We start from the raw sequence: 17,731 nt of genomic DNA, 5'->3' as shown, positions 1-17,731 counted from the left end.
CCGCCGGGGGCTCAGGTGAGGGCGGCGATCACCTCGCGGGCGGCCCGTTCGCCCTCGGTGGCGCCGCCTTCCATGAAGCCCTGGAAGTCGTAGCTGCAGTGCTCGCCGCCGATGTGGACGTTGCCCTGCGCGGTGCCCTCGTACTTGGCGTACCGGTGGAGGTAGCCGGTGGGCCAGTACGAGTAGGCGCCCAGCGCGTAGGGGTTGCGGTGCCAGGCGGAGAGCTGGGCGCGGCCGGTCCAGACGGCCTTGGTGCCCGGGTAGAAGGCGTCGATGCCGGTGAGCATGCGGTCCGCGAGGGCGCGTACGTAGGGGTCGGTCTCGGTGGCGAAGGGGCTCGCGGGGGTGAGGGACCCGGCGAGGCGGCCGCCTGCGTACTGGAGGAGGATGCCGCCGTTGCCGGGCTGGACCTTGGTGGTGTCCCAGGTCTGCTGGACGTCGGAGTCGGTGAAGCAGTCGCCGGCGGAGACACCGGGCCAGGGGCCGGTGCCGCGCCAGGGACGTGCGGTGAACTGCATGTTGAGTTTGGTGCAGTGGCCCATGCGCGCGTCGCGCAGCAGGTCGCGCATCCGCGGGTCGAACCCGGCCCGCGAGGTGTCGAGGTTCTGGAGGATCGGCAGCGGCAGGCACAGGACGGTGTGGTCGGCGACGGCGGTGCGGGTGGAGCCGGAGTCGTCGAAGGTGAGGGTCTGGGTGCCGTCGGCGTTGGCCCGTACGGCGAGCAGCAGGCGGCCCATGACGAGCGTGCCGGGGTTCAGGGCGGCGGCGATGGCGTTCGGGAGCCGGTCGTTGCCGCCGGTGATGTGGTAGCGCTCGTTGGACAGGCCCCAGACGTTGAAGTTGCCCGGGTTGGGCTGGTAGCCCATCAGCAGGACGAGGGCCAGGGCTGACTGGGCAGTGGTCTCGGCGCCGTACTCGACGGTGTAGGCGACGTCGATGAACCGGCCGAGCCGCGAGCCGTGGCCGCCGGGGATCCGGGTCTCGATCCACTCGTACAGGGTCATGTTGTCGAGGGCGGTGCCCGCCGGGGTGGTGCTGTTCCAGCTGACCTCGCCGGCTTCCTGGAGGTCGCGGTGCAGCGCCTGGTAGACGTGCTTGAAGTCCTCGTCGGCCTGGGTGCGGGAGTAGTACGCGCCGTTGAACCAGAGCACCTCCTCCGCGCCGTTGGGTCCGCCGCCGAGGAAGTCCTCCGTGGGCAGGCCGAAGCGGCGGCACATCTGGAGGATCTTCTTGTGGCTGGTGTCGATCAGCTCGCCGCCGATCTCGGAGGTCTGGCCGTACGCCCAGTGGCCGCGCTGGGTCCACATGCGGCCGCCGACGCGGGCGGGGTTGGCCTCGTAGAGGGTGCAGGGGATGCCCGCGTCCTGGAGGGTGAGGGCGGCGGTGAGGCCGGAAATCCCGGCGCCGACGACGGCGACTCGGGCGGAGGAGGCGGGCTTCGGGGCGGGGGCGCCCTCCACGGCGGGCGCGGCGGCGGCCGTCGCGGAGGAGGCGAGGGCGGTGCCCAGGCCGAGGGCGGCGGCCCGGCCGAGGAGTTCGCGGCGGGTGGAGCCGCGCATCTCGGCGACGGGCATCCGCAGCCGGCGGGCGGCGGCGTGTTCGGCGGCGAGCTGCCGCAGGGAACGCATCAGGGGGGTACGGGCCATGGCGGGGCTCCTCAGACGGTGGCGGCGGTCGGGCCGGAGGCGGTGACGGCGGGGTCCTCGGGGTCGTCGGCGCGTTCGGCGGCGTCCTCCAGGACGATCCGGCCGATGACCTCGTAGCGCTCGGGGGCCTTCGCCTTCAGCCAGAGGCCGAGGGCCAGGCCGCCGAGGAAGACCGTGCCGACGATCCAGGGGATGAGCTTGAAGAACAGCGATCCGGCTGCGGCGCCGGCTGCGGTCTCCATGTTGAGCACCAGCAGCACCACCACGGCGGTCATCCCGATCCCGCCGAGCAGCGGGGCGGTGAAGGTCCTGAACCAGTGCCGGTCCTCCGGGTGGTTGGCGCGGAAGTAGCCGATGACGGCGAAGGAGCACAGGGTCTGCACGATCAGGATCGCCATGGTGCCGAGGATCGCGAGCAGCGTGTACAGGTGCAGGTACGGGTCCTGGCCGGTGAGCCAGAAGCCGGCGACGAGGGCGGCGGCGATCGCGGTCTGCGCCACGGAGGCGACGTACGGGGAGCCGTGGCGGTGGTGGGTGCGGCCGAGGCCGGGGTGCAGGAAGCCCTCGCGGCCGATGGCGTACAGGTAGCGGGCGGCGCACTGGTGGAAGGCCATCCCACAGGCGAAGGAGCCGGTGAGCAGCAGCCACTGGAAGGCGTCGACGGCCCAGGCGCCGATGAAGGCCTTGGTCGGGGCGAAGAACAGGTCCAGGGGGCTGGCGGAGGCGGAGAGGGTGACGGAGTCGGCCAGGCCGTTGCCGGCGATGGTCATCCAGGAGACGTAGATGTAGAAGAGGCCCACTCCGACGACGGAGATGAGGGTGGCCTTGGGGATGACCCGCTTGGGGTCGCGGGACTCCTCGCCGTACATCGCGGTGGACTCGAAGCCGACCCAGGACCAGAAGGCGAAGAAGAGGCCGAGGCCGGCGGAGGTGCCGGTGAAGGCGTTCTTCGGGTTGACGGGCTCCAGCGGGATCCCGTCGGGGCCGCCGCCCGCGAGGAGCACGGCGGTGGCGACGGCGAAGAGGACGGCGATCTCGGCGACGAGCATCACGCCGAGGGCCTTGGCGGTGAGGTTGATGTCGAAGTGCGCGAGGACGGCGGTGACGGCGAGCATGGCGGCCGCGTAGAGGACCCAGGGCAGGTCCACGCCGAGCTGGTCGTGGACGGTGGTCTTCGCGAAGTAGGAGAAGACGCCGACGATCGAGGCCTCGAAGACGATGTACGCGAGGACGGCGAGCATCCCGGAGGCCATGCCGGCGATCCGGCCGAGGCCGTGCGAGATGTACCCGTAGAAGGCGCCGGCGGCGGTGATCCGCTTGGCCATGGCCACGTAGCCGACCGCGAAGACGGTGAGGACGATCGTCGCGAAGAGGTACCCGGCCGGGGCGCCGGTGCCGTTGCCGAAGCCGACCGCGATGGGCAGGTTGCCGGTCATCGCGGTGATCGGCGCGGCGGTGGCGACCGCCATGAAGACGACGCCGACGAGGCCGACGGAGTTGGCCTTGAGGCGCTGGACCGGGGGTGTGGCCCCGGTGGTGGGCGGAGGCGTGGCGCTGGCTCTGCTCATGGAGTCCTCGTTCCTGCTTCCTGATCTGTCCGAGGGCCGACACTCTCCACCCGGGTGACGCACGCCACAACCGGCACGCGGTGCGATAATCGCCTTGCCGGGGCGACGAGTTGTCGGCCCGGACGGGGGCATATCGGACTCCGTGACCGCCCGGTGATGTGCGGGCAACAGAGCGGCCGGTAGCGTCCGCGATATGGACGACCAGGGCGGAATCACGGTTCAGCGGGCACTGGAGCTGCCGGGACTGCGCAGCGGGCTTCCGGAGGTGGTCGCCTGTGCCGACCGGCTGGGACGGACCGTCCGCTGGGTGCACGCGGGCGAGGTCCCGAACATCGCCTCGCTGCTCAAGGGCGGCGAGCTGCTGCTGACCACCGGCCTGGGCCTGGGCACGCGCCCCGCCGAGCAGCGCGCCTTCGTACGCCGCCTCGCGGACCGGGGCATCGCCGCGCTCGTCGTGGAGCTGGGTCCGCGTTTCACCCGCCTGCCCGCCACGCTCGTCGAGACGGCGAAGGCGGCCGGGCTGCCGCTGGTCCAGCTCCACCGCGAGGTGCCCTTCGTGGCGGTGACCGAGGAGGTCCACACCGAGATCGTCAACGGCCACTACGCCCTGCTCCAGCGGGCCGAGGAGGTGCACCGGCGCTGCACCGAGGCCCTGTTGGGCGGCGGCGGGATCCCGCAGGTGCTGCGCATCCTGTCGGACTTCACGGGCAACCCGGTCTTCCTGGAGACCCCGGAGGGGCAACTGCTCTACGCCGCCGGGCCGGTGGCCGGGGCGGGTGCGGCGGACCCGCTCCAGGTGTGGGAGGGGCTGCGCGGCCAGCGCACGGCCGAGACCCCGGCGAACGCCGTGGTGGTCGACGTACCGGGCGGCGGCCACGGCACCGGCTCGGTCCGGGCCAGGGTCGTCCTGGTGGGGGTCTCGGCGCCGCTGCTCCCGGTCCACCGGATGGCGGCGGAGCGCACGGCGGGGGTCCTGGCGGTGGTCCTGATGCAGGCCCGGCAGGAGGAGGAGCTGGCCGCGCGCGGCCGGGGGGACTTCCTGACCGACCTGGCGGAGGGCCGGATCTCGGCCGAGGACGCCCCGGCGCAGGCCCGGGTCCTGGGCTTCCGGCCGGGCACGGGGCCGCTGCTGCCGATCGTGATGCGGCTGTCCACGGACCTGGGGGCCTCGGGGAACTGGGCGGTGCTGGCCCGGGCGGTACTGGAGGAGCTGTCGTCGGTCGGGGTGCCGGTACTGCTGGGCGTCCGTCCCGTGGAGGGGCGGGTGCCGCTGCTGGTCTCGCTGCGCACCGAGTCGGAGCGCACGCCGGTCGCCGACCGGGTCGCCGCCGCGCTGCGGGCGGGCGTCGAACGGGCCGGCCTCGACCGGGCCGCCGCCCCGCCCGCCGTGGTCGTGGGCGTCGCGGGCGGCTGGGCGGCCGCCTCGTCCGGTCTGCGGCACGCCGCCGAGACGGCCACGGCGGCCCACGGCCTGCCGGCCCGGCCCTGGTACGACGCCCGCCGGCTGGACATCGACCTGCTGCTGTGGCGCCTGCGCGAGCACCCGGACCTGGCGGCGTTCGTGGACCGCGCGATCGGCGCGCTCCGCGTCCACGACGCGACGTCCCGCCCGCCGCTCCTGCCCACCCTGGAGACGTACCTGGCGCATGCGGGCCGCAAGGCGGAGACCGCGCGGGAGCTGCACCTGAACCGCCAGACCCTGTACAACCGGCTGGCCCGCATCTCGGAGCTCCTGGGCACGGACCTCGACGACCCCGAAACGGTCCTCTCCCTGAGCCTGGCCCTCCGCGCCCGCCGCCACACGTCCTCCTGACGCACCGCCGACGGCCTCCGGCGGTCGGCCGCGGGGCGGGGCGCGACGGCACCTCCAGGCCGCGGACGCCCCCGGCCGCCCCGGCCCCGGGCGCCGGCCCCGCCGCGTCAGGACAGGGGCCGGTCCATCAGTTCGTCGTACACCGCGAGGACCTGCGCGACCGTTTCGTCCTCCGACGGCCACGTCGCCGCCTGGGCGCGGCCCGCCACCGCGAGGGCCGCCCGGCGTTCCGGGTCGTCCAGGAGCGCCGCCACCGCCCCCGCCAGCACGGCCGAGTCCCCGTACGGGACCAGGACCGCCGCGTCGCCGACCAGTTCCGGAACCGCCCCGACCTCGGTGGCCACCAGCGCCACCCCCGCCCGCAGGGCCTCCTGCGCCAGCAGGGACCGGCCCTCCCAGCGGCTCGGCAGCACCGCCACGTCCGCCGCCGCCAGCAGCCGGTCGGCGTCCCGGCGGCGCCCCAGCAGCCGCACAGGAAGCCCCTCCTCCTCGATGCGCCGGGCCAGCTCGGGCCGCAGCGGCCCCTCCCCCGCGATCAACAGCAGCGGCAGCGGCTCCAGTACCCGCCACGCCCGCGCCGCGTCCAGCAGGACGGAGTAGCCGCGCCCGGCCACCAGGCTGCCGACCGCCATGACCAGGGGCCGATCCACCGCGCCCAGTTCCGCCCGGGTCTTGCCCGCGTCGGGCGGCGCCGCCGCGGCGGGTACGGCCACCGCCGCCAGCCGTGCGTCCCGCGCCCCGCGCCGCCGGGCCAGGTCGACCTGGTCGGAGGAGGACCCCAGGACCACGGCCGCCGACCGGGCCACGTGCCGTTCCAGGAGGCGGCTCAGCGGCCCGAGCGCCCCCGCCGGCTCCGGCGCGCTGCCGTGCCAGGTCACCACCAGCGGCGGCCGGCGCCCGCCGCCGCGCAGTGCCATCGCGGCGCGCATTCCGGCCCGGATCCCGTGGGCGTGCACCACGTCGGCCCCGGCGCAGGCGGCCCGCAGGGCGTTCGCCGCGTCGGGGGTGAACTCCGCCCCGGCGCCGGTGAAGTCGTACTCCCCTTCGGCCGCGGCGGGGGCGCACACGGTCACCCGTACGCCGCGCGCCGCCAGTCCCGTCGCCAGGGACCGCACGTGCGCGCTGCTGCCCGCGCCCGCACCGCCGAGGACCTGGACGGTGCGCAGCGGGGGCCGGCCGTACGGCTGTGCGGGGGCCGGGAAGGAGGCCGGGGAGCTGCTCACGGGCGGTAGCTCCAGGGTGAGGGGGCAGAGACGTCGCCCAGGATGCCAGTCCGCACGCGCGTTCCGGGACCATACGGGTACGGATGCCGTGCGGGATACCGCAGTGCGCCCCCCAGCCTCACCCACACGGGCTAATACCCGCTCGTCACGCGTCCGCCCGCGCCGCCTCCAGCAGTTCCTCCGCGTGGGCCCGCGCCGTCTGGGAGTCCTCCTGGCCGGCCAGCATCCGCGACAGCTCGCGGATGCGGTCCTCGCCCTCCAGCACGGTCACCCCGGACCGGGTCACCGATCCGTCGACGGTCTTCTCCACCAGCAGCTGCCGGTCCGCGAAGGCGGCCACCTGCGGCAGGTGCGTGACGACGACGACCTGCGCGGTCTTCGCCAGCTTCGCGAGCCGCCGCCCGATCTCGACGGCCGCCTTGCCGCCGACACCCGCGTCCACCTCGTCGAAGAGGTAGGTGGGCACGGGGGCGGACCCGGCGAAGACGACCTCGACGGCCAGCATGACCCGTGACAGCTCACCGCCCGAGGCGCCCTTGGCGATCGGCCGCGGCTGCGCGCCGGGGTGCGGGGCCAGCAGCAGCTCGACCTCGTCCGCGCCCGTGGGCCCGTACGCGACCGGGCGTCCGCCGACCTCGACACCCTCGGGGTCCTCCGTCTGCCGGATCTCGATGGTCACCCGCGCGTGCGGCATCGCGAGGGAGGCCAGTTCGGCGGTGACGGCGGCGGCGAACCGCTCGGCGGCCTCGGTCCGCGCGTCCGTCAGCGCCTGCGCGAGCACGGACAACTCCTCGCGCAGGGCGTCCCGCTCGGCGGTCAGTTCGGCGATCCGCTCGTCGTCGCCGTCGAGTTCCAGCAGCCTCGCCGAGCCCTTCTGCGCCCAGTCCAGCACCGCGTCGACGGAGTCGCCGTACTTGCGGGTCAGCTGGGTCAGCGCGGCCCGCCGCTCCTCCACCGCGGCCAGCCGCAGCGGATCGGCGTCCAGGTCGTCGGCGTACCCGGCGAGTTCCCCGGCGACGTCGGAGAGCAGGATGCCCAGCTCCCCGATCCGGTCGGCGAGCGCGCCGAGTGCCGGGTCGTGGGAGCGTACGGATTCCAGTGCGCGGTGCGCGCCGGCGACGAGGGTGTTGGCGTCGACGCCCTCGGGGTCCTCGACGTCACCGGCCAGCGCCGCGTGCGCGGCCTGGGCGGCGGAGGCCAGCGACTCGGCGTGCCCCAGCCGTTCGGCCTCGGCCGCGAGCTCGGCGTCCTCGCCGGGCAGCGGTTCCACGGCGGCGATCTCGTCCAGCCCGAACCGCAGCAGGTCCGCCTCCTGCGCCCGCTCGCGGGCGCGGGTGGTGATGGTGTCCAGTTCGGCGGTGGCGGCGCGCAGCCGCCGGTAGGCGCCGGCGTACTTCTCCAGGGGGACGGCGACGGCGTCGCCGGCGTACCGGTCGAGGGCCCGGCGCTGGCGGGCCGGGCGCAGCAGGCCCTGCTGGTCGGTCTGGCCGTGGACGGCGACGAGGTCGTCGGCGAGTTCGGCGAGCAGGCCGACGGGCACGGAGCGGCCGCCGACGTGGGCGCGCGAGCGGCCCTCGGCGGACACGGTCCGGCTGATCAGCAGGGCGCCGTCGTCGAGCTCGGCCCCGGCCTCCTCGGCCCGCACGGCGGCGGGCGCGTCGGGGCTCATGACGACGCGGCCCTCGACCACCGCCGCCTTGGCCCCGATCCGCACCAGGGCCGGGTCGGCGCGGCCGCCGAGCAGCAGCCCGAGGCTGGTGACGACCATCGTCTTGCCCGCACCGGTCTCGCCGGTCACCGCGGTGAAACCGGGCGACAGCTCGACCACCGCGTCGTCGATGACCCCGAGCGACCGTATCCGCATCTCCTCAAGCACGGGACGACGATACCGAGGTTTCACCGGTGCCATGTGACCTCACCCGCCCGAAGTTTCTCGAACGGATGTGCTATTGGAGGGGCTAGTGGGGTGCTCCGCGCCATCCCGAGACCGGCAGGGCGAACTTCGCCACCAGCCGGTCCGTGAAGGACGCGTGGTGCAGCCGGGCGAGCCGCACCGGCACCGTCCCCCGGCGGACCTCCACCCGGGCCCCGGCGGGCAGCTCGAACGTCCTGCGCCCGTCGCACCACAGGGCGCCGTGCGGGGTGCCGTTCTGCACCTCCACGGCCAGCACCGAGGTGGGCGAGGTCACCAGCGGCTTCGCGAACAGCGCGTGCGCGCTGATCGGCACCATCAGCAGCGCCTCCACCTCCGGCCAGACCACCGGTCCGCCCGCGGAGAAGGCGTACGCCGTGGAGCCCGTCGGCGTCGCGCAGACGATGCCGTCGCAGCCGAAGCCGGTCACCGGGCGCCCGTCGATCTCCAGGACCACCTCCAGCATTCGCTCGGCGGACACCTTCTGGACGGCGGCCTCGTTCAGCGCCCAGTCCCGGTGCACCACGTCCCCGTTGGTCCGGACGAGGACGTCGAGGGTCATCCGCTCCTCGACCTCGTAGGACCGGCTCACCACCCGGTCCACGACCTTGTCCAGGTCGTCGCGCTCGGCCTCGGCGAGGAACCCCACCCGGCCCAGGTTGACGCCCAGCATCGGCACCCCCGAGCCGCGGGCGAACTCCGCCCCGCGCAGCAGGGTCCCGTCCCCGCCCAGCACGATCAGCAGCTCGCACCCCTCCAGCGCCACGGGCGTGCACTCGGAGACGAGCTGCACCTCGGGCGGCAGCGGCAGGTCCCGCGCCTCGTACTCCAGGACCCGCACCCCGATCCCCGACTTCAGCAGCCCCTGCACCACCAGCTCCGCGCTGCGGATCGCGGCGGGCCGGCCCGTGTGCGCGACCAGGAAGACGGTCCGCGGCCCCGTCGGCTCCGCGGTCTCCCCCGGTCCCGGGCGCTCCGGTTCCACCCGACGTGCTGAACCTGCTGAACCTGCTGACACACCTGTCACTGCGGCCCCTCCGCCACTGCACGGTCGACATCCCCCGGGTCGAGTGCCGGTGCCCCCGCCCGAAGCCACAGAAAGTACTCGACGTTGCCCGACGGCCCCGGCAGCGGGCTGGCCGTCACCCCGAGCACGCCCAGCCCCAGCTTCCAGGCCTGCGCCGCGACCTCCCGCACCGCCTCGGCCCGCAGCTCGGGGCTGCGCACCACACCGCCGCTGCCCAGGCGGTCCTTGCCCACCTCGAACTGCGGCTTCACCATCAGCACCAGGTCGGCGTCCGGCGCCGTGCACCGCACCAGCGCCGGCAGCACCAGCCCGATGGAGATGAAGGACAGGTCTCCGACGACCAGGTCCACGGGGACGCCGTCGATCAGGTCCAGGGTCAGCTCGCGGACGTTCGTACGGTCCTTGACGGTGACCCGTTCGTCGCTCTGCAGCGACCAGGCGAGCTGTCCGTAGCCGACGTCGACGGCGACGACGTGGGCGACGCCCGCACGCAGCAGCACATCGGTGAAGCCGCCCGTCGAGGCCCCCGCGTCCAGCGCCCGGCGGCCCTCGACGGCGAGCCCCCGCGGCCGGAAGGCCGCGAGCGCGCCGGCCAGCTTGTGGCCGCCCCGGGAGACGTAGTCGGGGTCGCTGTCGTCCTTGAGGACGACGAGGGCCGCGCTGGTCTCGACCTGGGTGGCCGGCTTGGTGGCGGTGGTACCGCCCACGGTCACCCGGCCCGCGGCGATCAGCTGGGCCGCGTGCTCGCGCGAGCGGGCCATGCTGCGGCGTACCAGTTCGGCGTCCAGGCGGCGGCGTGCCACTCCTGCCACGTTCGGTTCAGCTCCTGTTTTCGTAAGGTCCGGGGACGGGCGGTGCGTCCAGCGCGTCCAGCGCCTCGCGCAGTCCCCTGTGCACATCCTCGTACACCTCGGCGTGCCGGTCCGCCGCCAGGTGGTCCGCGTCCGCCAGCCGCTCCAGGTGCGCGTCCACCCCGGCGTGGCCGGTGGGGGTCCGTACGAGGCCCAGCGGCGCGGGCCCGGCGGGCTCGACGGCGGGCCCGGCGGCGGGGGCCCCGGGCTCGCGGGGGACGTCCGGAGCGCTCCCGGACTGTACGTCGGTCATGCTCCGACGCTACCCCGAAGCACGGCGCTCACCACCGGCGGCTCTGCGGTACGGTCGTGATCACCATGGCTACGATCCAGGAGTGCCGCGCGGCACTCGACCGACTCTCCGACAACCTGGCGGCCGCCGACGGCGACGTACGCGGCGCCGCGGCCCTCGACCGCTCCCTGAGCTGCCACATCACCGACCTCGACGAGACCTTCACCGGCCGCCTCGAGGGCGGCCGGATCCGGGTGGACGGGATCGCGCCCGGCGCGCCCCGCGCCAAGGCGGAGATCCGGCTGGCGATGACCGGCGACGACCTCCTCGGGCTGGTCGCCGGGGAGCTGAGGTTCGCCAAGGCCTGGGCCTCGGGCCGGGTCCGGCTGGAGGCCGGCTTCCGCGACCTGCTGCGCCTCAAGAGCATGCTCTAGCCGTCTTCACCGACGCACGCGCCGCGGCCCCTTCGGCGCCGGGGTCTCCCCGCTCAGACGGCGGCCTTCGCGCGGGCCTTGCGGGCCGCCGGGACCACCAGCGGCGTACCGGTCTCCGGGTCGTCGATGATCTGGCAGCGCACCCCGAACACCTCCTCCACCAGCTCGGCGGTGACCACCTCGGCCGGCGGGCCCTCGGCGACGACCACGCCGCCGCGCAGGGCGATCAGGTGCGTGGCGTAGCGGGCCGCGTGGTTGAGGTCGTGCAGCACCGCCACCAGGGTCCGGCCCTGTGTCTCGTGGAGCTCCGCGCACAGGTCGAGCACGTCGAGCTGGTGCTGGATGTCCAGGTAGGTCGTCGGCTCGTCCAGCAGCAGCAGCGGGGTCTGCTGGGCCAGGGCCATCGCGATCCACACCCGCTGGCGCTGGCCGCCCGACAGCTCGTCCACCGCCCGGTCGGCGAGCTCGGCCACCCCGGTGGAGGCCATCGACTCGACGACGATCCGCTCGTCCTCCGCCGACCACTGGCGCAGCAGCCCCTGGTGCGGGTAGCGGCCGCGCGAGACCAGGTCGGCGACCGTGATGCCGTCCGGCGCGATCGAGGACTGCGGGAGCAGCCCCAGCGTCCTGGCCACCTTCTTCGCTGGCAGCGAGGAGATCGCCTGCCCGTCGAGCAGCACCCGTCCGGCGGCCGGCTTCAGCATCCGCGACAGGGCCCGCAGGAGCGTCGACTTGCCGCAGGCGTTGGGGCCCACGATCACGGTGAAGGAGTTGTCGGGGATCTCCACCGACAGGTTCTCCGCGATGACCCGCTGGTCGTAGCCGAGGGTGACGTCCTCCGCGCTCAGCCTCTGCACTTGCCCACTCCTCGTTTCGGCCTGCTTGTTCATATACGTCCCGCCTTGCGCTCCGTGACGAGCAGCCAGAGCAGGTAGACGCCGCCGACCAGCCCCGTGACCACGCCCACCGGCAGCTGGTCCGCGCCGAAGGCCCGCTGCGAGGCCAGGTCCGAGGCCAGCAGCAGGACGGCACCCATCAGCGCGCCGCTCAGCGGGTTCGACCCCGGCGACCTCGACAGCCGCCGGGCCAGCTGCGGAGCGGCCAGCGCGACGAAGCTGATCGGTCCGGCCGCGGCCGCGGCGGCGGTGGTGAGCAGGACCGCCGCCAGCATCAGCAGCATCCGGGTCCGCTCCACCGGCACGCCCAGCGCGTACGCGGCGTCGTCGCCCATCTCCATGGCCCGCAGGGCCCGGCTCTGCCCCAGGACCAGCGGGAACAGCACCGCGCAGGCCGCCAGCAGCGGCCACACCTGCGCCCAGTCCCGTCCGGCCAGCGAACCGGTCAGCCACACCATCGCCCGGGTGGCCTCGGCGATCTGCGCCTTGGCGATCAGGTACTGGATGAGCGCCACGAGGACGGCCGAGGCCCCGATGCCCACGAGCACCAGCCGGTACCCCTGGATCCCCTGCTTGTACGCGAGGAGGTAGACGGCGGCTCCCGCCAGCAGGCCGCCGACGACCGCGCCGAGCGCGACCTCGGTGGCGCCGCCCTTGAAGAGGACGATGACGACGAGCGCGCCGACCGCCGAGCCGTACCCGAAGCCGAGCAGGTCCGGGGAGCCGAGCGGATTGCGCGAGACGGACTGGAAGACCGCCCCGGCCATCCCGAGGGCCGCGCCGACGAGCACGGCGACCAGGACCCGCGGCAGCCGGAGGTCGTTGACGATGAAGTCGTCGGCCGGGGCTCCGTTGCCCAGCAGGGTCTGTACGACGTCCCAGGGCGCGATCTCGAAGTCGCCGGTGCCGATGAGCACGACGGCCAGCAGCAGCGTCGCCACGGCCAGGACCAGCCCGGTCACCAGCGCGCGCGGCTCGACGCGCAGCGAGATCCGGCCGGGTCCGCGCAGGGCCCGGAGCCGGGAGGTCGGGGCGGCGGGGGTCGCGGTCACAGCTGGGCCATCCTCTTGCGCCGAACCAGGTAGATGAAGACGGGGCCGCCGACGAGGGCGGTGACGATGCCGACCTGGAGCTCGGAGGGCCGGGTGACGACCCGTCCCACCACGTCGGCGCCCAGCAGCAGCACGGGCGACAGGACGGCCGAGTACGCGAGCACCCAGCGCATGTCGGGGCCGGTCACCAGACGGGCCAGGTGGGGGATCATCAGCCCGATGAAGACGATCGGCCCGCAGGCGGCCGTCGCCGCCCCGCACAGCAGGGTGATGGCGGCCATCGCGAGGATCCTGGTCCGCGTCAGGTGCGCGCCGAGCGCCCGCGCGGTGTCGTCGCCCATCGCCATCGCGTTGAGCGGCCGGCCCAGCACCAGGGCGAGCACGGCGCCGACGAGCAGGAAGGGGGCCACCTGCCGGACGGTGTCCATGGTGGCCGAAGCCAGCGAGCCCACCGTCCAGAAACGCAGCTTGTCCAGTGCCTTGGTGTCCATCAGCTGCACGGCGTTGATGTAGCCGACGAGCGCCGCACTGGCCGCCGTACCGGCGAGCGCGAGGCGCACCGGCGTCGCGCTGCGGCTGCCGCCGAGTACGTAGACGGCGACGGAGACCACGGCGGCGCCGAGGAAGGCCCACCAGACGAACTCGCTCAGCGTGGCGGCCCCGAAGAAGCTGATCGCCGAGACGACGGCGGCCGCGGCGCCCGCGTTGACGCCGAGGATGCCGGGCTCGGCCAGCGGGTTGCGGGTCAGCGCCTGCATCACCGCGCCGGACAGGCCGAGTCCGAGCCCGACCATCACCCCGAGGACGGTGCGCGGGACCCGCAGGTCCCGTACGACCACGTCGTTGGTGGTGCCGGAGTAGTGGAACAGGCCGTGCCAGACCTGGTCCAGCGACATGGGCTTGGCGCCCACGGAGATGCTCGCCACCGCGACCAGGGCCAGCACGGCGAGGGCGATCAGCAGGCCGGCGACGCGCACCGCGTGCCGTGGACGGGCCACGGGCGACGGCGCGCTCCGCTCGGATTCGGGGGGACTCTCGACCAACACGAAGGTTAGGTTAGCCTACCCTGCCTCGCGCTGATCACCCGGGCGGCCGGGACAGCGGGCTCAGAACCCAAGCCGCGCCAGCGCCTTCTCCACCTCACCCGTGTACGCCCCGTCCCCGGCCCGCGACCAGGCCACCGCGCACAGCGCCCGCAGCCCGTCGACCGGATCGCCCGCCGGCCCGTCCGCGGACCCCGCCGGCTCCACGTCCAGACGGCCGTCCACGTGCACCGCGGTCCAGCCTCCGCACCGCCGGCCGCCCGCGTGCTCCACCACCTCCGGCTGCCCCGTCAGCAGCCCCCGCAGATCCCGGTCCACATACGTCGGCCGGTGCCTCGGCTCGGCCCGCAGCAGCTGCGCCGCGTCCGTCACCCCGGTCAGCACCAGCAGCGAGTCCACGTCACCGTTGAACGCGCCCTCGATGTCGGTGTCCAGCCGGTCGCCCACCACCAGCGGCCGCCGCGCCCCGGTCCGCAGCACCGTCTCCCGGTGCATCGGCGGCAGCGGCTTGCCCGCCACCTGCGGCTCCGCGCCCGTGGCGATCCGTACGACCTGCACGGCCGCCCCGTTACCCGGCGCGATCCCGCGCGCCCCCGGAATCGTCAGGTCGGTGTTCGACGCGAACCACGGCACCCCGCGGTTGATCGCGTACGAGGCCTCCGCGAACCTCCCCCACGCCAGGTCCGGCCCGCCGTAACCCTGCACGACCGCCGCGAGCCCCTCCTCCTCCGCGGACTCCACCGGCACCAGCCCGCGCTCGCGCAGCGCGACCCGCAGCCCCTCGCCGCCGATCACCAGCACCTTCGAACCCGGCTCCACCTGCTCCGCGATCAGCCGGGCCACCGCCTGCGCGGAGGTGATCACCTCACCCGCCTCCGTGGGGATGCCCAGCTCGGTCAGGTGCTCCGCGACGGCGTCCGGGGTCCGCAGCGCGTTGTTCGTGACGTACGCCAGGTGCATCCCGCCCTCCCGGGCCGCGGCCAGGGACTCCACCGCGTACGCGATCGCGTGGCCGCCCGCGTACACCACCCCGTCCAGATCGAGCAGCGCCGTGTCGTACGCCTGGTGCAGACTCCGCTCACTGCCCGCGGGGCCGGTCCTGCTCTGCCGGGTCATCTGGCCACTCCTTCTGAACCGTTCCAACAACGCTCAAGACATCGGGATTCTTACGATCGATCTTGTCCGAGTTTGCGCTAACCCGTAACTCCCCCGATCATCCCGCATCCCGAGACGGGTCTTACCATGCACCAATGACCACACCTGGCAACGCGGAGCACGGCCTGCGCCTGATCCCCTTCCACGGACTGCGCTACGTCCCGGAGCGCGTCGGCAGCCTGGCGGCAGTGACCTCTCCGCCGTACGACGTGGTCGTACGCCCCGACGGAGTCGACTACCTCGAATCCGCGGACCCGCACAACATCGTCCGCCTGATCCTCCCCCAGGCCGAGACCCCGGCCGCGCGCAACGAGCAGGCCGCCCGCACCCTGCGCGACTGGCTCACCGAGGGCGTCCTCAGCGACGACCCGCAGCCCGCGCTGTACGTCTACGAGCAGCGCAGGCCGGGCCTCCTCCAGCGCGGCATCATCGGCGCCCTCGCCCTCTCCCCCGCCGAGGCGGGCGTGGTCCTCCCCCACGAGGACGTCATGCCGGACGTGGTCACCGACCGGGCGGGCCTGATGCGCGCCACCTCCGCCAACCTGGAACCGCTCCTCCTCACCTACCGGGGCGACGGCCCGGGCACCGGAGCGGCCGCCGTCGTCGAGGACACCGCCGCCCGCGAACCCCTGCTGTCCACCGTGACCGAGGACGGCTTCCGCCACAGCCTCTGGGCCGTCACGGACCCCGGCCAGGTGGCCGTCATCACCGCCGACCTGGCCCACCGCCAGGCCCTCATCGCCGACGGCCACCACCGCTGGGCCACCTACCTGCGCCTCCAGGAGGAGCACGGCCCCGCCACCCCCTGGGACTTCGGCCTGGTCCTCCTCGTCGACACCGCCCGCTACCCGCTCCAGGTCCGGGCCATCCACCGGATGCTGCGCCGCCTCCCGCTGAGCGAGGCGCTGGCCAAGGTCGAGGGTTCCTTCCGGGTGCGCCCCGTCCAGGGGCCCCTGCCCCTGGCCCTGGAGGCACTCGCCGACGCCTCGGAGCGCGGCAACGCCTTCCTCCTCGGCGGCGACGGCAGCTTCCACCTGGTCACCGACCCGGACCCGGCCCTGATCGAGCGCACCGTGCGGCGCGACCGCCCCGAGGCGTGGCGCCGGCTGGACGCGACCGTGCTGCACGCCTCCCTGCTCGACGCCCTGTGGCAGATCCCGGACGCGCCGGACCACATCACGTACATCCACGACGCCGCCGCCACCGTCGCCATGGCCGAACGGCACGGCGGCACGGCGGTCCTGCTGCACCCCGTGCGTGAGGAGGTCGTCCGGGACCTGGCCCGCCAGGGCGTCACCATGCCCCGCAAATCCACCTCGTTCGGACCGAAGCCGGCCACCGGCCTGGTGCTCCGCAGCCTGGACTGAGCGGCCCCGGACACACGGAAGGGCGGCACCCCCGAGGGGGTGCCGCCCTTCCGTCGTCCTCCGACGAGCCGGCGGTTACGCCTTGCCGGGCTCGTCGTCCTCCATGACCACGATCTCGTCGGTCACGTCGCCCTCGGCGTCGTCGACGGGCTCGTACTCCTCGTCGTCCTCGTCGTAGTACTCGGCCTGGTCGGAGGCGCGCTCGGCGGCGGCCACCTCGGCCGGGTCCTCGTCCTGCTCCTCGTCCTCCTCGTCGGCGTCGATGTCGACGTCGTCGAGGTCCTCGAGGTCCGCGTCGACCGCACCGGCGTCCACGAACTCCACGCCGTCGATCTCGGCGAGCCGGTCGGAGGCGTTGGTCGCGCCGTCCTTGTCGGCCTCGAGGGTCTTCCCGAACCACTCGCGGGCCTCGTCCTCACGGCCGGCCGCCAGCAGCGCGTCGGCGTAGGCGTAGCGCAGGCGTGCGGTCCACGGCTGGACGGAGCTGGAGGCCAGCTCGGGGCTCTGCAGGGTCACGATGGCGGCGTCGAGCTCGCCCATGTCCCGCCGGGCACCGGCCGCGACCAGACGCATCTCGACCTGGCCGGCCTTGTCCAGCTTCTGCACCTCGGGCTCACCGGCCATGGCCAGCGCCCGCTCCGGACGTCCGAGGCCGCGCTCGCAGTCGGCCATCACGGGCCACAGCTCGACGGAACCGGTCATCCGCTTGGCGGCACGGAACTCCGCGAGCGCCTCGCTGTACTTCTGCGTCGCGTACGCGGCGAAGCCGGCGGCCTCGCGCACGGCGGCTACACGGGAGGCCAGACGCAGGGCGATGCGGGAGTACGCGTACGCCTGCTCGGGGTCCTCGTCGATCAGCCGCGCCACCATGACCAGGTTGCGCGAGACCTCCTCGGCCAGGCCCTTGGGCAGGCTCAGGAGCTCCTGCCGCACATCGGCGTCGATCTCGTGACCGGTGACGTCGTCGTCGATCGGAAGCCGCTTGACCGGGTCACGGTCGGCACGGAACTCGCGGTCGCCACGGTCGTCACGGCGGAAGCCACCGCGGTCGCCGCCACGGTCATCGCGGCCGCCACGGTACCCGCCGCGGTCGCCCCCACGGTCGTCGCGACGGGGGTACGACGGACGGTCCCCACCACGGTCGTCACGGCGCGGGTACGAGGGGCGGTCGCCGCCACGGTCGTCACGACCGCCGCGGAAACCACCACGGTCGTCATCACGGCGGGGGAAGGAGGGACGCCCGCCACGGTCGTCGTCACGACGCGGGTAGCTGGGACGCTCGCCCCGGTCGTCACGACGCGGGTACGACGGACGGTCCCCACCACGGTCATCGCGACGCGGGTACGAGGGGCGGTCGCCGCCACGGTCGTCACGGCCACCGCGGAAACCACCACGGTCGTCATCACGGCGGGGGAAGGAGGGACGCCCGCCACGGTCGTCGTCACGACGCGGGTAGCTGGGACGCTCACCCCGGTCGTCACGACGGAACGACGGACGGTCCCCACCACGGTC

General features: G+C 74.1%; 16 protein-coding genes. 4 read left to right on the top strand and 12 right to left on the bottom strand.

Annotation, left to right across the window (positions count from 1 at the left end):
• Positions 1 to 11: 11 nt before the first annotated feature.
• Positions 12 to 1,646, bottom strand: coding sequence for a flavin monoamine oxidase family protein (locus ACFY7H_RS33145; RefSeq protein WP_388946145.1), 1,635 nt, complete (start codon positions 1,644 to 1,646; stop codon positions 12 to 14).
• A gap of 11 nt (positions 1,647 to 1,657) precedes the next feature.
• Positions 1,658 to 3,214 carry an APC family permease gene (locus tag ACFY7H_RS33140; RefSeq protein ID WP_388946143.1) on the bottom strand — a complete coding sequence of 519 codons (1,557 nt, stop codon included), beginning with the start codon at positions 3,212 to 3,214 and terminating at the stop codon, positions 1,658 to 1,660.
• A 193-nt stretch (positions 3,215 to 3,407) separates the two neighbouring features.
• Between ACFY7H_RS33140 and ACFY7H_RS33135 the strand changes: the two genes are divergently transcribed.
• Positions 3,408 to 5,027, top strand: coding sequence for a PucR family transcriptional regulator (locus tag ACFY7H_RS33135; protein WP_388946140.1), 1,620 nt, complete (start codon positions 3,408 to 3,410; stop codon positions 5,025 to 5,027).
• Between the two features lie 107 nt (positions 5,028 to 5,134).
• On the opposite strand, the gene ACFY7H_RS33130 is transcribed toward ACFY7H_RS33135, so the two are convergent.
• The 5 genes from ACFY7H_RS33130 to ACFY7H_RS33110 form a co-directional block, all read right to left on the bottom strand.
• Complete coding sequence (locus ACFY7H_RS33130) at positions 5,135 to 6,250, bottom strand: glycosyltransferase family 4 protein (protein ID WP_388946137.1); 1,116 nt, start codon at positions 6,248 to 6,250, stop codon at positions 5,135 to 5,137.
• Positions 6,251 to 6,395: 145 nt separating this feature from the next.
• Positions 6,396 to 8,114, bottom strand: a complete 1,719-nt coding sequence (recN, locus tag ACFY7H_RS33125) for a DNA repair protein RecN (protein ID WP_388946166.1) — start codon at positions 8,112 to 8,114, stop codon at positions 6,396 to 6,398.
• Positions 8,115 to 8,208: 94 nt separating this feature from the next.
• Positions 8,209 to 9,147 carry an NAD kinase gene (locus tag ACFY7H_RS33120; protein ID WP_388946134.1) on the bottom strand — a complete coding sequence of 313 codons (939 nt, stop codon included), beginning with the start codon at positions 9,145 to 9,147 and terminating at the stop codon, positions 8,209 to 8,211.
• A 38-nt stretch (positions 9,148 to 9,185) separates the two neighbouring features.
• On the bottom strand, positions 9,186 to 10,001 hold the full coding sequence (locus ACFY7H_RS33115) for a TlyA family RNA methyltransferase (protein ID WP_388946131.1): 816 nt from the start codon (positions 9,999 to 10,001) through the stop codon (positions 9,186 to 9,188).
• Between the two features lie 7 nt (positions 10,002 to 10,008).
• On the bottom strand, positions 10,009 to 10,293 hold the full coding sequence (locus tag ACFY7H_RS33110; RefSeq protein ID WP_388946128.1) for a hypothetical protein: 285 nt from the start codon (positions 10,291 to 10,293) through the stop codon (positions 10,009 to 10,011).
• Positions 10,294 to 10,358: 65 nt separating this feature from the next.
• On the opposite strand from ACFY7H_RS33110, the gene ACFY7H_RS33105 reads away from it, so the two are divergent.
• Positions 10,359 to 10,706: an SCP2 sterol-binding domain-containing protein gene (locus ACFY7H_RS33105; RefSeq protein WP_388946125.1), complete on the top strand. Its 348-nt coding sequence runs from the start codon at positions 10,359 to 10,361 to the stop codon at positions 10,704 to 10,706.
• A gap of 53 nt (positions 10,707 to 10,759) precedes the next feature.
• Here ACFY7H_RS33105 and ACFY7H_RS33100 read toward each other — a convergent pair whose 3' ends face one another.
• Genes ACFY7H_RS33100 through ACFY7H_RS33085 form a run of 4 tightly spaced genes read right to left on the bottom strand, consistent with a single transcriptional unit; the run spans position 10,760 to position 14,813 of the window.
• Positions 10,760 to 11,596 carry an ABC transporter ATP-binding protein gene (locus tag ACFY7H_RS33100; protein ID WP_388946122.1) on the bottom strand — a complete coding sequence of 279 codons (837 nt, stop codon included), beginning with the start codon at positions 11,594 to 11,596 and terminating at the stop codon, positions 10,760 to 10,762.
• Positions 11,593 to 12,654 carry a FecCD family ABC transporter permease gene (locus ACFY7H_RS33095; protein WP_388946119.1) on the bottom strand — a complete coding sequence of 354 codons (1,062 nt, stop codon included), beginning with the start codon at positions 12,652 to 12,654 and terminating at the stop codon, positions 11,593 to 11,595. Before ACFY7H_RS33095 ends, ACFY7H_RS33100 begins: the two co-directional genes overlap by 4 nt.
• The gene (locus ACFY7H_RS33090; RefSeq protein ID WP_388946116.1) at positions 12,651 to 13,700 is read right to left on the bottom strand and encodes a FecCD family ABC transporter permease; all 1,050 of its coding nucleotides are present in this window, start codon (positions 13,698 to 13,700) and stop codon (positions 12,651 to 12,653) included. Before ACFY7H_RS33090 ends, ACFY7H_RS33095 begins: the two co-directional genes overlap by 4 nt.
• Positions 13,701 to 13,760: 60 nt before the next feature.
• On the bottom strand, positions 13,761 to 14,813 hold the full coding sequence (locus tag ACFY7H_RS33085) for an HAD hydrolase-like protein (RefSeq protein WP_388946113.1): 1,053 nt from the start codon (positions 14,811 to 14,813) through the stop codon (positions 13,761 to 13,763).
• 134 nt (positions 14,814 to 14,947) lie between these two features.
• Between ACFY7H_RS33085 and ACFY7H_RS33080 the strand changes: the two genes are divergently transcribed.
• Positions 14,948 to 16,219: a DUF1015 domain-containing protein gene (locus ACFY7H_RS33080; RefSeq protein ID WP_388946110.1), complete on the top strand. Its 1,272-nt coding sequence runs from the start codon at positions 14,948 to 14,950 to the stop codon at positions 16,217 to 16,219.
• Positions 16,220 to 16,294: 75 nt separating this feature from the next.
• On the opposite strand, the gene ACFY7H_RS33075 is transcribed toward ACFY7H_RS33080, so the two are convergent.
• Positions 16,295 to 17,152, bottom strand: coding sequence for a hypothetical protein (locus ACFY7H_RS33075; RefSeq protein ID WP_388946107.1), 858 nt, complete (start codon positions 17,150 to 17,152; stop codon positions 16,295 to 16,297).
• A gap of 15 nt (positions 17,153 to 17,167) precedes the next feature.
• On the opposite strand from ACFY7H_RS33075, the gene ACFY7H_RS33070 reads away from it, so the two are divergent.
• The coding region (locus tag ACFY7H_RS33070; RefSeq protein WP_388946105.1) for a hypothetical protein at positions 17,168 to 17,731 on the top strand (564 nt) is incomplete at its 3' end.

Source organism: Streptomyces sp. NPDC012794 (assembly GCF_042901085.1).
Lineage (GTDB): Bacteria > Actinomycetota > Actinomycetes > Streptomycetales > Streptomycetaceae > Streptomyces.
The sequence above is the reverse complement of the archived record's forward strand: the minus strand, read 5'-3'. Positions and strand labels throughout refer to the sequence as shown.